The organism is Streptomyces johnsoniae (genome assembly GCF_031845565.1).
Lineage (GTDB): Bacteria > Actinomycetota > Actinomycetes > Streptomycetales > Streptomycetaceae > Streptomyces > Streptomyces johnsoniae.
The window spans coordinates 342,316-356,299 of sequence record NZ_JAVREV010000004.1 but is presented as its reverse complement, the minus strand read 5'-3'; the positions used below and the strand labels follow the sequence as shown (position 1 = coordinate 356,299).

At 73.5% G+C, this 13,984-nt stretch carries 9 protein-coding genes; 5 read left to right on the top strand and 4 right to left on the bottom strand.

The genetic code is table 11. The annotated features are described in order from the left end of the window. Window positions 1–116 precede the first annotated feature (116 nt). Entirely contained in the window at window positions 117–1,238 is a 1,122-nt protein-coding gene (pheS, locus tag RM779_RS09790) for a phenylalanine--tRNA ligase subunit alpha (RefSeq protein ID WP_311617276.1), read from the top strand. Further along, window positions 1,238–3,763: a phenylalanine--tRNA ligase subunit beta gene (gene pheT, locus RM779_RS09785; RefSeq protein WP_311617275.1), complete on the top strand. Its 2,526-nt coding sequence runs from the start codon at window positions 1,238–1,240 to the stop codon at window positions 3,761–3,763. The genes pheS and pheT overlap by 1 nt, the downstream gene beginning before the upstream one ends. A gap of 57 nt (window positions 3,764–3,820) precedes the next feature. Here pheT and ligD read toward each other — a convergent pair whose 3' ends face one another. After that, window positions 3,821–4,711 (bottom strand): non-homologous end-joining DNA ligase, encoded by an 891-nt coding sequence (gene ligD, locus RM779_RS09780; RefSeq protein ID WP_311617274.1) that lies wholly within the window; start codon window positions 4,709–4,711, stop codon window positions 3,821–3,823. Between the two features lie 29 nt (window positions 4,712–4,740). Between ligD and ku the strand changes: the two genes are divergently transcribed. Further along, a complete protein-coding gene (ku, locus tag RM779_RS09775) occupies window positions 4,741–5,793 on the top strand; it encodes a non-homologous end joining protein Ku (protein ID WP_311617273.1) in 1,053 nt (350 codons plus the stop codon). A 42-nt stretch (window positions 5,794–5,835) separates the two neighbouring features. On the opposite strand, the gene RM779_RS09770 is transcribed toward ku, so the two are convergent. Next, window positions 5,836–6,699, bottom strand: coding sequence for a 3-hydroxybutyryl-CoA dehydrogenase (locus RM779_RS09770; protein ID WP_311617272.1), 864 nt, complete (start codon window positions 6,697–6,699; stop codon window positions 5,836–5,838). A 107-nt stretch (window positions 6,700–6,806) separates the two neighbouring features. After that, window positions 6,807–9,485: a cellulose binding domain-containing protein gene (locus RM779_RS09765; protein ID WP_394813259.1), complete on the bottom strand. Its 2,679-nt coding sequence runs from the start codon at window positions 9,483–9,485 to the stop codon at window positions 6,807–6,809. Between the two features lie 205 nt (window positions 9,486–9,690). Here RM779_RS09765 and RM779_RS09760 point away from each other — a divergent pair, with 205 nt between their 5' ends. Then, window positions 9,691–10,923, top strand: a complete 1,233-nt coding sequence (locus RM779_RS09760) for a glycoside hydrolase family 10 protein (RefSeq protein WP_311617271.1) — start codon at window positions 9,691–9,693, stop codon at window positions 10,921–10,923. Between the two features lie 551 nt (window positions 10,924–11,474). Here RM779_RS09760 and RM779_RS09755 read toward each other — a convergent pair. Then, window positions 11,475–12,461 (bottom strand): DMT family transporter, encoded by a 987-nt coding sequence (locus RM779_RS09755; RefSeq protein WP_311617270.1) that lies wholly within the window; start codon window positions 12,459–12,461, stop codon window positions 11,475–11,477. Between RM779_RS09755 and RM779_RS09750 the strand changes: the two genes are divergently transcribed. Continuing rightward, window positions 12,460–13,914: an aminotransferase-like domain-containing protein gene (locus RM779_RS09750; RefSeq protein ID WP_311617269.1), complete on the top strand. Its 1,455-nt coding sequence runs from the start codon at window positions 12,460–12,462 to the stop codon at window positions 13,912–13,914. The genes RM779_RS09755 and RM779_RS09750 overlap by 2 nt on opposite strands. The last annotated feature ends 70 nt before the right edge of the window (window positions 13,915–13,984 follow it).

Genomic DNA, 13,984 nt, shown 5'->3' with positions numbered 1-13,984 from the left:
GGCCGCTCCCGCGGGCTCCACCGCGTACGCAACGTCGCACGCGCCCCTTTAGACTCGGTCCCTGGACACCCCCGGGGGCGCGGCGGGGGCCAAGCCACACGGAAGCACGGGAAGAGATGTCGGCACCCAACAAGTCGTACGACCCTGTCGAGGTCGAGGCACTGAAACCGGACGTGGTCGAGCGGGTGCGCAACGAGGCGCTCGCGGCCATCGCGGCCGCGGACAGCCTCGACGCGCTGAACGAGGTCAAGGTCGCCCACGCCGGCGACCGTTCGCCGCTCGCACTCGCCAACCGGGAGATCGGGGCCCTGCCGCCGCACGCCAAGGCGGCGGCGGGCAAGCTCGTCGGCCAGTCCAGGGGCGCGGTGAACAAGGCGCTCGCCGTCCGCCGCGAGGAGCTGGAGGCCGAGCGCGACGAGCGCGTCCTCGTCGAGGAGGCGGTGGACGTCACGCTGCCCCACGACCGGGCCCCCGCAGGCGCCAGGCACCCCCTGACGACGCTCGCGGAGCGCATCGAGGACATCTTCGTGGCCATGGGCTACGAGGTGGCCGAGGGCCCCGAGGTCGAGGCCGAGTGGTTCAACTTCGACGCCCTCAACATCGGGCCCGACCACCCCACCCGTTCCACCCACGACACCTTCTTCGTCGAGGGCGGCAAGCCGGGCGAGGAGTCAGGGCTGGTGCTGCGGACGCAGACCTCCCCGGTGCAGATCCGGTCCATGCTGGACCGTGAGCCGCCCGTCTACGTGATCTGTCCCGGCCGGGTCTTCAGGACCGACGAGCTGGACGCGACCCACACCCCCGTCTTCCACCAGGTCGAGCTGCTCGCCATCGACAAGGGCCTGACCATGGCCGACCTGAAGGGCACCCTCGACCACATGGTGCAGGCACTGTTCGGCGAGGGCATGAGCACCCGGCTGCGGCCCGACTACTTCCCCTTCACCGAGCCGTCCGCGGAGATGGACATGGTCTGCTTCCGCTGCCGCGGCGAGTCCGTCGGCAATCCGGACCGGCCCTGCCGTACGTGTTCGAGCGAGGGCTGGATCGAGCTGGGCGGCTGCGGCGTGGTCAACCCGCGGGTGCTGGTCGCCTGCGGCATCGACCCGGAGGTCTACAGCGGTTTCGCGTTCGGCTTCGGCATCGAGCGGATGCTGATGTTCCGGCACAACGTCGCGGACATGCGGGACATGATCGAGGGGGACGTGCGGTTCACCCGCCCGTTCGGGATGGAGATCTGATGCGCGCCCCGCTTTCCTGGCTGCGGGAGTACGTCGACCTGCCCGCCGCCGTGACCGGCCGCGACGTGGCCGAGCGGCTGATCGCCGCCGGTCTTGAGGTCGAGACCGTGGAGCGGCTCGGCTCCGACCTCACCGGGCCGCTCGTCGTCGGCCAGGTGCTGGCCATCGAGGAGTTGACCGAGTTCAAGAAGCCCATCCGCTACTGCCGGGTGGACGTCGGCACGGCCAACGGAACGGGCGAGCCGCAGAGCATCATCTGCGGCGCGCGTAACTTCCGGGAGGGCGACAAGGTCGCCGTCATCCTGCCCGGCGGCGTGCTGCCCGGCGGGTTCGAGATCACCGCCCGCAAGACGTACGGCAAGGTCTCCGAGGGCATGATCTGCTCGGTCCGCGAGCTGGGCATCGGCGACGACCACGACGGCATCCTCGTGCTCCCGCCCGAGCACGAGCCCGGCACCGACGCGATCGAGCTGCTGGAGCTGGTCGACGAGGTGCTCGACATCTCGGTGAACCCGGACCGCGGCTACTGCCTGTCCATGCGCGGCCTGGCCCGCGAGACCGCGACCGCCTTCGGCCTGCCGCTGCGCGACCCGGCCCTGCTCGACGTGCCGGAGCCCAACGACGCCGGCTACCCGGCGCACGTCGAGGACCGGACCGCCTGCGACCGTCTTGTGGTGCGCACCGTCTCCGGGCTGCGGCCCGAGGCGCACGCGCCGCTGTGGCTGCAACGCCGCCTCCAGAAGGCCGGGATGCGGCCGATCTCGCTCGCCGTCGACGTCACCAACTACGTGATGCTCGAAATGGGCCAGCCGCTGCACGCCTACGACCGGGCCAGGCTGAGCGGGCCCATCGGGGTGCGCAGGGCGAGGGCCGGGGAGAAGCTGACGACGCTGGACGGTGCCGCCCGCGCCCTCGACCCCGAGGACCTGGTGATCACCGACAATTCCGGTCCCGTCGGTCTGGCCGGGGTGATGGGCGGCGCCGACACGGAGATCGCCGACGCCACGGAGGAGCCGCTGGTCGGGCAGGCCGAGGGCACCACCGAGATCGTTCTGGAGATCGCCCACTTCGACCCGGTGTCCGTGGCCCGCACGGCCCGCCGCCACAAGCTGTCGAGCGAGGCGGCCCGGCGCTTCGAGCGCGGCGTCGACCCGCGGGCCGCGGCGGCGGCCGGACAGCGCGCCGTCGACCTGCTGGTCCTGCTGGCCGGCGGCACCGCGGACCCCGGCGTCACCGAGGTCGCCGCGCCCGCCGCCGCGCGCGGCATCGTCATCGGCGCGGACCACCCGGACCGGGTGGCGGGCGTCGCCTACGGCCGTGAGACCGTGGTGCGCAGGCTCCAGGAGATCGGCTGCGACGTCGCCGGCACCGACGAGCTGACCGTCACCCCGCCGAGCTGGCGCCCCGACCTGACCGATCCGAACGACCTGGCGGAAGAGGTCATCCGGCTGGAGGGGTACGAGGCGCTGCCATCCACGCTGCCCCGCCCGCCCGCCGGGCGCGGCCTGAACGCGCGCCAGCGGCTGCACCGTCGGGTCGGCCGGGCCCTGGCGGGCGCGGGCTATGTCGAGGCGCTGAACTACCCGTTCCTCGGCCCGGGTGCGCTCGACGCCCTCGGACTGCCCGAGGGCGATGCCCGGCGCACCACCGTCCGGCTGGTCAACCCGCTCTCCGACGAGGCACCCTCGCTGCGCACCACGCTGCTGCCAGGACTGCTCGACGCGTTGCGCCGCAACGACGGCCGCGGCAGTCACGAGCTGGCCCTGTTCGAGACCGGTCTGGTGTTCCGGCCCACGGGGCACGAGGGCACCGCCGTCCGGCTGCCCGTCACCGCCCGCCCCGCGGACGAGGAGATCGCGGCCCTGGACGCGGCGCTGCCGCGGCAGCCGCGGCGGGTCGCCGCCGTGCTCGCCGGTGCCCGCGAACGGGCCGGCTGGTGGGGCGCCGGGCGCCCCGCGGACTGGGCCGACGCCATCGAGGCGGCGCGCACCGTCGCGCGGGAGGCGGGCGTGGAGCTGAGCGTGGAGAACGACCAGCACGCGCCGTGGCACCCCGGCCGGTGCGCCGCGCTGTACGCGGAGGTGGCGGGGGAGAAGACCCTCGTCGGCCACGCGGGGGAGCTGCACCCGCGCGTCATCAAGGCGCTGGGCCTGCCCGCGCGGGCGTGCGCGATGGAGGCCGACCTCGACCTGATCGAGGAGGCCGCCTCCGGTGTGCCGACCGCGCCGCCCGTCTCGTCGTTCCCGCCCGCGACGCAGGACGTCGCGCTGGTGGTGGACGCCTCGGTGCCCGCCGCGGACGTCGAGGCCGCGCTGCGGGCCGGTGCGGGCGACCTGCTGGAGTCCCTGCGGCTGTTCGACGTGTTCACCGGTGAACAGCTGGGCGCGGGCCGCAAGTCCCTCGCCTACGCGCTCAAGTTCCGCGCCGCCGACCGCACGCTGACCGCCGAGGAGGCCACCGCGGCCCGCGAGTCGGCGGTCGCCGCCGCCGTCGAGCGCACCGGCGCGGCTCAGCGCGGCGCGTAGCACCGTTCCTTGCCGCCCCGTGTGCCGCCCCGGCGGGCACGGGGCGGAGGCGGTGCCTCAGCCGTCCGCCGGCAGCGGCCCCGCGCGGCGCGGATCGGCCAGGCCGCTCATCAGGTCGCCGTGCCGGCTCAGCCGGCCGGACAGGTCGTGCAGGGTGAAGACCAGCCGGTCAGGATCGGCGCAGGACTCGATCTCGTCCCAGGTGACCGGTGCCGAGACGAACGGCGCGGCCCTGGCGCGCAGCGTGTACGGCGTCGCCGTGGTCTTGCGCGCCGCGTTCTGGCTGTGGTCGATGAACACGCGGCCCGGCCGCAGCCGCCGCGCCATGGTGGCGATGGCGAGCCCCGGCAGCGCCGCGGCGGCCTCGGCCGCCAGGCCCTTGGCGTAGGCGGAGGTCCTGGCCGAGGGTGCGGCGGGCCGCAGGGGGCACAGCAGGTGCAGGCCCTTCGAGCCCGACGTCTTCGCGTAGGCGGTCAGTCCGTCGGCCGCCAGCCGCTCCCGCAGCCAGCGCGCCACCTCGCAGCATTCGACGACGGTGGCCGGGGCCCCCGGGTCCAGGTCGAACACCAGCCGGTCCGCCAGCCCCGGCTCGTCCGCGCGCCACTGCGGCGTGTGGAACTCGACCACGAGGTTCGCCGCCCACACCAGCGCGGCCAGGTCGGCCACGACCACCTGCCGCAGTGTGCCGCCACCGGAGCGCGGCACGTCCGCGGTGTTCACCCAGTCGGGCGTGCCGGGCGGCACGTTCTTGGTGAAGAACGTCTCGCCGTCCGGCCCGTCCGGGTAGCGCAGCAGGCTCAGCGGGCGGTGCACGAGGTGGGGCAGCAGCACGTTCCCGTGGACCGCGTAGTAGTGGAGCAGCTCGCCCTTGGTCGTGCCGTCCGGGTAGATGACCTTGTCCAGGTTGGACAGCGGCAGACGGCGCCCCTCCACGGTGACGACAGGCATACCCTGAGAGTGCATGAAAGGGGCAGATGATGCGAACCATATGGAAGGGCTCCATATCATTTGGCCTGGTCACCATTCCGGTCAAGGTCGTCAGCGCGACGGAGAACCATTCGGTCTCCTTCCGCCAGATCCACACCGCGGACGAGGGCAAGATCCGTTACCGCAAGGTGTGCGAGATCGACGGCGAGGAGGTGTCCGGCGACCAGATCGGCAAGGCGTACGAGACGGGCGACGGTTCCCTCGTCCAGCTCACCGACGACGACCTGGCCGCCCTGCCGCTGCCCACGGCGCGGACCGTCGAGATCCTCGGCTTCGTCCCCGTCGACAGCATCGACCCGTACCAGCTGGACCGCTCCTACTACCTGACGGCCGACGCGGGTGCGGCCAAGCCCTACGTGCTCCTGCGCGAGGCGCTGCGGCGCGCCGGCCGCGGGGCCATCGCCAAGCTGGCGATGCGCGGCCGGGAGAACCTGGCGCTCGTCCGGGCCCTGGACGACGAGGACGTGCTGGGCATGCACACCCTGCTGTGGCCGGACGAGATCAGGTCGGCCGCGGGCCTGGCCCCGACCGAGCAGGTCTCCGTCCGGGACGCCGAGCTCGACCTGGCCTACACGCTGATGGACACCCTCGGCGCCGTGGACATGACGGAGCTGCACGACGAGTACCGGGAGGCCGTCGAGGCACTGGTCAGCGCCAAGCTCGCCGGCACCGCCCCCGACCTGAGCGCGGTCGGCGCCCCCGAGGGCGGCAAGGTCGTCGACCTGATGTCCGCCCTGGAGGACAGCGTGCGCAGCGCCAGGGAGTCCCGCGGCGAGACAGCGGAGGACGAGGAGGGCCGGGAGGCCACCGTCCACCCGATCAAGAAGTCCGCGGAGAAGCGGACCGCGAAGAAGACGCCGGCCAAGAAGACCGCGCGGAAGACCCAGTCGAAGAAGGCGGCGGCAGAGAAGACGGAGGCCGGGAAGGCGGCGGCCGGGCAGACGGAGGCCGGGAAGGCGGCGGGCGGGAAGGGCGCCGCGAAGAAGTCCGCGGCGAAGAAGACACCCGCGAAGAAGACCGCCGGGCGCAAACGCGCCTCCTGAACGTGCCTCCGGGAGCCGGCCCGGCCCCCGCCGGGAGCCCGTTCAGCCGCCGTACGAGTAGAAGCCCGCACCCGCCTTCCGGCCCAGCTGTCCCGCGGCGACCATCCGCAGCAGGAGCGGCGGCGGCGCGTACAGCGGCTCCTTCAGCTCCGTGTACATCGACTCGGCGATCGAGGTCACCGTGTCGAGGCCGATCAGGTCCGCGATCTTCAGCGGGCCGAGCGGGTGCGCGCAGCCCAGCTCCATTCCGCTGTCGATGTCCTCCCTGGTCGCCGCCCCCGACTCGAACATCCGGACCGCGGCCAGCACATACGGGATGAGCAGCGCGTTGACCACGAAGCCCGAACGGTCCTGCGCCCGGATCGGGTGCTTGCCGAGCACCCGGGCGACCAGCGCCTCCGCCCGCTTGATCGTCTCCTCCGACGTCGTCAGCGCCGGGATCAGCTCCACGAGGCGCTGCACCTGCGCCGGGTTGAAGAAGTGGATGCCCAGCACCTGTGCCGGCCGGGTGGTGGCCACCGCCAGGTTCACCAGGGGGATGGCGGAGGTGTTGGAGGCCAGGATCGCGTCCTGCCGGGTCACGACCTGGTCGAGGACCTGGAAGATCTCCGTCTTCACCTGCTCGTTCTCCACGACCGCTTCGATCACCAGATCGCGGTCGGCGAACTCGCCGAGGTCCGTCGTGAACGTGATGCGCTCCAGCGCCGCGTCCCGCTCCGCCTCGCTGATCTTGCCGCGCTCCGCCGCCTTCTCCAGCGAGTTGACCAGCCGGGTGCGGCCCAGCTCCAGGGCCTCGCCCGTGGTCTCGGCGACCCGGACGTCCAGTCCTGACCGCGCACACACCTCGGCGATGCCCGAGCCCATCTGGCCGCAGCCCACTACTCCGACACGATCGATATCGGTCACACCCAGCCCCTTCGCCGGTCCACTCCGCTCGCCCCGACGTTACCGGGTGGCGTGCGGGGGGCGGACCGGCCCCTGCCGGTCCGCCACCCGTGCGGGGCCCGTGGCCGTCAGCCGCCTGCGCAGGCGGTGCCGTTCACGGCGAAGGCACGCGGTGCCTCGTTGCTGCCCGTCCAGCTGCCGATGAAGCCCAGGGTCGCGGCCGAGCCGGGCGGTAGCGTCGCGTTCCACGCCGCGGGAGTGGCGGTGACCTCGCCGCCGCTCTGAGTGAAGCTGCCGTTCCACATCTGGCCGACGCGCTGCCCCGAGGGGAACGTCCATGACAGCCGCCAGTCGGACAGCGGCCGCGTCCCGGTGTTGGTCACCGTGACCTCACCCTGGAAACCGCCGTCCCACTGGCCCGCGACCCGGTAGCCGACCGTGCAGTCGGCATCCGCGGGCGGCTCCTCGGGGTCGGGCCCGGGGCCGGGTCCCGGGTCCCCGCCGCCGGGCTCCGAGGTGTCGCCGTAGATGACGCCGCGCCCGTTCGTCCCGACGTACACGCGCCCGTACACGTCCGGGTCGCCGGCGATGGCGGAGCCGGTCCAGGCCCACTGGTGGTCGTCGTCGTTGATCCGCACCCACGTCGCGCCGGCGTCGACGGACCGGAAGATACCGCGCACGCCGTCGACGACACCGCTGCTGTACAGCGCGTGGTAGTCGGCGCCCTCGGCCGCCTTACCGAAGCCGATGTTGTCCGCCGCCACGCCCGTGACCTCGGTGAACGTCGCACCGGCGTCCGTGGAGTGCCACAGTCCGCCACCCGCGAGCCACACGTCGCCGCTCACGCCCGGAACGGCCGCGAAGCGTACGTCGCCGGCCGGCAGGCCCGTGGCGGACGAGGCGGTGAACGTCGCGCCGCCGTCGGTGCTCACGTAGAACGTGCCCTCGGCGACGCCGTAGAAGACGTCGGGGTCGACCCGGTCGGCCTCGACCCTGGCGCCCTGCGGCAGTCCCTGGGACGCGGTCCAACTGGTGCCGAAGCCCACCGAGAAGTGCGGGGCCGCGCCTTCCGCCGGGCTCCACACGAACCGGCTGCCGTCCGCCGCCGCCGCGACCGTGCCGCCCACGGCGCCGGAAGGAGCGGTGCCCTGGAACCAGTTCGCCCCGCCGTCGGTGGAGAACCCGACCAGGGGCGCCGTGCCCTCGCCGACGTGGTTGCCGACGCGGACCACGGTGCCGGGGGACAGTTCGGCGAAGTCCAGGCTCGTGGTGGTCCCGAACGCCGGGAACATCGCCGCCGGCACCTGCTCGACGTCGGTGTGCCGGAAGCCGCCGATGTCACCGAGCCCGCTGAGGACCTCCGTCGCGCCGGGCGGCGCGGCCAGATCCTGCACCGACGTCTCCTCCAGGCCCTTCACCATCGGCCGGACCGTGAAGGTCTGGTCGCTGTCCCAGTTGGTCAGCTCCGTCGTGCCGTACACCGTCGCGCCGGTGCCGTACATCAGCCGGTCGGGATCGAACGGGTCGATCTCCATGCCCTCGGTCATCCAGCCGAGCTTCGGGGTCTCCTCCGGCGGCTGCGGCGTGGAGCCGAACGTCAGCCACGGCACCTCGGACACGTCCATCTCGTACCGCTTGGTGCGTTCCGGATAGGCGCCCCACGACCACGCCTGGGTCCAGGACTCACCGCTGTCGGTGGAGCGGAAGATCTGCGTGTCCGGCCACCACGAGCTGTACCCCGTCACCATCACGGTGCCCGGGTTCTGCCGGTCCACGGTCAGACCGCTGAAGCCGAACCAGCGATCGCCGCCCGCCGGTACGGGCGACACGTCGGTCCACGTGCCGTCCGCCGTGTCGAGGCGCCAGACCTCGCCGTCCTCGCCCGCGTACGGGCCGGGATTGTCGCTGGTGGCGACGAACAGGTCCCCGGTCTCCTCGTCCAGCACGCCCTTGTGCGGCAGGTAGCCGGTCGGCTGCCCCGGGATCGCCTCCCACGTGGCACCGCCGTCGGTGGAGCGGTAGACGCTCTCCGCCAGATCGGCCACACCCACGTAGATCGTCCCGGTCGGGCTGCCGGGGCTGCCGGACGCCGGGTCGAACGTCACCCAGGTGACGCCGATGATGTCGTTCTCCAGACCCCACGGATCGTCCGGATTGAGCACGTAGTCGCCGGGGTTGGGGAACGAGTCCACCTCATCCCAGGTCACGCCCGCGTCCGTGCTGCGCCACAGCCCGTGGCCGCTGGGCGCCCCCAGGTACAGCACGTCGTTGTCGTTGGGGTCGACCACGAGCCGCTCGCCCATGCCGCGGCCCGGCATGTTGCCGCCGAGCTTGAACGGCAGTTCGCTGGTCTCCCACGTCTCGCCCCGGTCCGACGAACGCAGGATGGCGCCGTTGTTGGGGTCCCAGTCGTTGGTGTAGGTGCCGACGGCGGCGTATACCCGGTCCGGGTCCACCGCGTCGGTGGCGATCGAGGCGACGCCGGAGTAGCCCCACTCGTCCCAGCCGACGTGGTCGAGCAGCGGAATCCACTCCTGGCCCGCCTCGTTCCAGCGGTAGGCGCCGCCGATGTCCGTCCTGGCGTAGGCGAGGTCCGGCTCCGAGCGGTTGAAGACGATGCCGGGCACGAACCCGCCGCCGCCGATCTGCGCGTTCTGCCAGGTGTAGCTCGCGGCGGCGGTCCCGGCGGTCCCGGCGGTTCCGGTGTCGGCATCGGCCGGGGCACCCGTGGCGGTTCCGGCGGTGAGCAGCCCGCCGGTGAGTGCCATGCCGGCCAGCAACGCCGTGACCGGTCTCCCTCTGCGCACGGTGGCGCTCCTCTCCGTACTCCACCGCGCGGGGCGGCGGTTGGGGGGTGGACATGCGGGTGGGAGCGCTCCCAGATGGTGCGTGCCGCTGATGTTAACTGTCGAATGTTGTTCCCATAAGGGTGTGTCACAGGGGCATGACGAAGCGGGCTTCGTCACCCTGTGCGGGGTAGACATAACGTGGAGAGATGACAGGGGGCACGACATGGGACGCATCAGCCGAAGGGGTCTCGCCGCCGCCGCGTTCGGCACGCTGGCCGGGGCACTGACGCTGCATCAGGCCGCCTCGGGCGCGCCGCGCGGCGGCGACGGGCGCTCGGCCGCGCGCGCCGCGGGCATGCGCGGCATGTGGATCGCGACCGTCAATCAGATCGACTGGCCGAGCGCCCAGGGGCTTTCGGCCGACGAGGCGAAAGGAGAGCTGACCGGCCTGCTGGACACGGCCGCCGACTGGGGGCTGAACACGGTGTTCTTCCAGGTCCGCCCGACCGCGGACGCGCTGTGGCCCTCGCCGCACGAGCCGTGGTCGCAGTGGCTCACCGGGGAGCAGGGGCGCGACCCCGGCTGGGACCCGCTCGGCTACGCGGTGGCGGAGGCGCACGCGCGTGGCCTTGCGCTGCACGCCTGGTTCAATCCCTACCGGGTGGCCATGCACAGCGACAAGGACCGGCTCGCGCAGGGGCATCCGGTCCGCGAGCACCCGGACTGGGCGGTGACCTACGGCGGGCGGCTGTACTACGATCCGGGGCTTCCCGAGGTACGTGCCTTCGTGCAGGAGGCGATGATGCACGCGGTCGAGTCGTACGACGTCGACGGGGTGCACTGGGACGACTACTTCTACCCGTACCCGGTGGCGGGCGAGGAGTTCGACGACGACGCGGCCTTCCGCGAGCACGGCGGCGACTTCGCCGACCGCGGCGACTGGCGGCGGCACAACATCGACCTGCTGGTGCGGGAGATGCGGGACCGCGTGCACGCGGCCAAGCCGGAAGTGCCGTTCGGCGTCAGCCCGTTCGCCATCTGGCGCAACCGGTCGACGGACCCGCTCGGCTCGGACACGCGCGGCGGCGTCCAGACGTACGACGACCTGTACGCGGATGTCCGCGCTTGGGTCAAGGACGGTCTGCTGGACTACGTCGTGCCGCAGGTCTACTGGCACATCGGGCACGAGGCGGCGGACTACGGGACGCTCGTGCAGTGGTGGTCGGACGTCGCCGAGGGCACGGGCGTGGACCTGTACATCGGTGAGGCCATGTACAAGGCGGGCGACCCCGGGCAGCCGGAGGCGTGGCAGGACCCGGCGGAGCTGTCCAGGCACCTGACGCTGTGCGCGGACCACGCGCCGGTCGGGGGCAATGTCTTCTACTCGGCCTCGCAGGTCGTCGGCGATCCGATCGGTGCGATGCGCCGCGTCCACGAGGACCACTACCGCACGTGAGGCCGCCCGGCCGCGGACCTGGCGACTCCGGCGGTGCCGGCGGTCCTCGCGGTGTTCCGGGCACGCGGCGGCGACGCGGTCGGCCCGTCGGGTCCGCACGGGCGCCGAGCGCCCGGCTCGCCGGCGGTCGGGCCCCGACCGGTTGATGCCCGGTCGTCGCCCCGGCGGCCGGAGACCTCGCGGGCGGTCGATCACCCCGGCCCCCGGGTGCACCGAGGGCGCCAGGGGCACCGCATCCCCGGCCACTTCCCGGACGGAAACCGGGGGAGCCGCGGGCTGATCCGGCAGGACCGACAGGGCCGGACCCAGGTGTGCCGCTCGCGGCACCTTGGTCCGGGGCCGGTGCGGATCGCGCATCGCCATCGGTACTCGGGGGGCGCGTGTCCCACCGCACGGCCCGCTGACTCCGACGGACCGGGACCGGGACCGGGTCCGGCCCAGTGCGTCGTGGCGGCCGATGGCCGCTGCACCGAGCGGCCGAGCGGTTCCCGGCAGCCCCACGCCACCGTGGCCCACCACGCGGGAGCCCACCACGCGGGAGCCCACCAGTCTCACGGGACACCGGCCGCGGCGGAGGAACGGGTTGTCCGGTCGTGGCCCGAGCGCCGACCCGGACCGGTGCGGCGGGCCGCTCGTTGGGTGGCGGCGACGCAGATCAGCACGCCCGCCGCCGCGGCCACGGCGGCGGGACCGAGGCGTTCGTCGAGAAGTGCGACGGACCAGACGAGGGTCAGCAGCGGTTGGGCGAGCTGAAGTTGGCTGGCCCTGGCGACGCCGGCGAGGGCGAGGCCGCGGTACCACACCACCAGGCCGAAGAAGCTGGAGCCCGCCGCGAGCCAGAGGACCCCGGCCACGGCGTGGCCCGTGAGGCGGGCGGGCTCGGCCGCGAGGGCGAGCGCGAGTCCTGGCAGCGCGAGCGGCAGGCTGCCGACCAGGGCCCAGGAGATGACGTGCCAGCCGGGCATCAGACCGGCCAGCCGCCCGCCCTCGCCGTAGCCGGCCGCGCAGATCAGGAGCGCGGCGAAGAGGTAGAGGTCGCCGGTGGCGAGGGCGCCGTCGCTCTCGTGTATCGCGAACGTGATCACCACCGCGGCCCCGGCCACCGCCGCCGCCCAGAAGGCGCGCGGCGGGCGGCTGCCGGTGCGGGCCGCGGCGTAGCCGGCGGTGGTCAGCGGCAGCAGGCCGACGACGACGGCGCTGTGGGCGGTGCCCGAGGTCGTCAGGGCCAGGGTGGTCAGCAGGGGGAACCCGAGTACGCAGCCGCCGGCCACCAGCGCGAGCCCGGGCAGGTGACGGCGGGGCGGCGGGGACGCGCGGACGGCGAGGAGGCAGCAGCCGGCGATGAGAGCGGCGAGGACGGTGCGGGCGCACGTCACGGTCCACGGGCCGAGCCCTTCGAGCGCCCAGGCGGTCGCGGGGAAGGTGAGGGAGAACGCCGTGACCCCGAGGGCGGCCAAGAGGAGCCCGCGGCGGGCGGTCGGCCCGCGGACGGGGACCGCTACTGCCGCCTGGGCAGTAGCGCTATTCTGTGCTGTCATGCATCACGGTAGCAGCGTCGCGGAATTGGCCACCTCTCTGCGGGAGGAGCTGAAGCGCTACTCTCCCGGGCAGCGGCTTCCGGCCAGCAGGGAGCTGGTTTCGCGCTACCGTGTCAGCCCCGTCACCGTGTCAAGGGCGCTGGCCGTGCTCGCCGCCGAAGGGCTCGTCGTCACCAGGCCGGGGGCGGGCGCGTTCCGTGCCGAGCCGTGTTCGCCGCGGCCGGTCCGCGGCGATCTGAGCTGGCAGGAGGTCACGCTGACCGCCGCCCCTGCGGCGGACCAGGTGCCGCGTACCGTCGACGCGCAGGGCGTGCTGGCCACGCTGGCCGCGCCGGCGCCGGGAGTCATCGAGTTCAACGGTGGGTACCTCGCGCCCGCGCTCCGTCCGGACCGTGCCCTGGCCGCGGCGCTCGCCCGCGCGGGGCGGCGGCCGGGCGCGTGGGACCGGCCGCCGATGGACGGGCTCGGTGAGCTGCGCGCCTGGTTCGCCCGCACGATCGACGGCGGTTCCGGGGCGCTGGCCGCCTCGGACATCACGATCACGGCGGGCGGGCAGAGTGGGCTCAGCGCCGCGCTGCGCGCCCTGGCGCCCCCGGGCGCCGCCGTCCTCGTCGAGTCCCCGACGTACCCGGGGATGCTGGCCGTCGCGCGGGCCGCGGGGCTGCGTCCGGTGCCGGTGCCGGTGGACGCCGACGGGGTCAGGACGGAACTGCTGAGCCGTGCCTTCGCGGCCAGCGGCGCCCGGGTGTTCGTGTGCCAGCCGCTGTTCCAGAACCCGACGGGCGCCGTGCTCGGCGCCGCCAGGCGCCGCGAGGTGCTGGCCGTCGCCCGCGAGGCGGGCGCGTTCGTCGTCGAGGACGACTTCGCGCGCAGGCTCGCGCACGAGGACGCGGGCCCGCTGCCGCCCACCCTCGCCGCCGAGGACGCGGACGGCCACGTGATCCACGTCTGTTCGCTCACCAAGGTCACCTCGCCGAGCCTGCGGGTCGGTGCGCTCGCGGCCCGCGGGCCCGTCGCGGAACGCCTGCGGGCCATTCAGATCGTCGACAGTTTCTTCGTGCCGCGTCCGCTCCAGGAAGCCGCCCTGGAATTGGTCGGGAGTCCGGCCTGGCAGCGTCATCTGCGGACCGTGGCCGGGGAATTGCGGGTCCGCAGGGAGGCCATGACGTCGGCCGTCCTCGCCGGGCTGCCCTGGCTTTCCGCCGGCCGGGTGCCGCGCGGCGGCTATCACCTGTGGCTCGGGCTGCCGCCGGGTGCCGACGAGGCCGCGCTGTCCGCCGCCGCGCTGCGGGCCGGGGTCGCGGTTGCCGCCGGGCGGCCGTACTTCGCGGCCGAACGGCCCGCCCCGCACATCCGGCTCAGCTTCGCGCCGGCCGCCGGAGTGGCGGAGATCGCCGAGGGGGTGCACCGGCTGCGGCTGGCGTGCGAGGAGGTGCTGGAGGGAAGCCTCTGACGTCGGGAATCACGTCCGGAAGCATCCCGTATTGCCGGGGAATTCACCTCGGTCGGTGGTTTTGGGGGAC

Excerpts from the sequence above, each read along its gene's own strand:
- RM779_RS09755 (WP_311617270.1), bottom strand. The coding sequence starts at position 12,461 with ATGACAGCACAGAATAGCGCTACTGCCCAGGCGGCAGTAGCGGTCCCC.
- pheT (WP_311617275.1), top strand. The coding sequence starts at position 1,238 with ATGCGCGCCCCGCTTTCCTGGCTGCGGGAGTACGTCGACCTGCCCGCC.
- ku (WP_311617273.1), top strand. The coding sequence starts at position 4,741 with ATGCGAACCATATGGAAGGGCTCCATATCATTTGGCCTGGTCACCATT.
- RM779_RS09760 (WP_311617271.1), top strand. The coding sequence starts at position 9,691 with ATGGGACGCATCAGCCGAAGGGGTCTCGCCGCCGCCGCGTTCGGCACG.
- ligD (WP_311617274.1), bottom strand. The coding sequence starts at position 4,711 with ATGCCTGTCGTCACCGTGGAGGGGCGCCGTCTGCCGCTGTCCAACCTG.
- pheS (WP_311617276.1), top strand. The coding sequence starts at position 117 with ATGTCGGCACCCAACAAGTCGTACGACCCTGTCGAGGTCGAGGCACTG.
- RM779_RS09750 (WP_311617269.1), top strand. The coding sequence starts at position 12,460 with ATGCATCACGGTAGCAGCGTCGCGGAATTGGCCACCTCTCTGCGGGAG.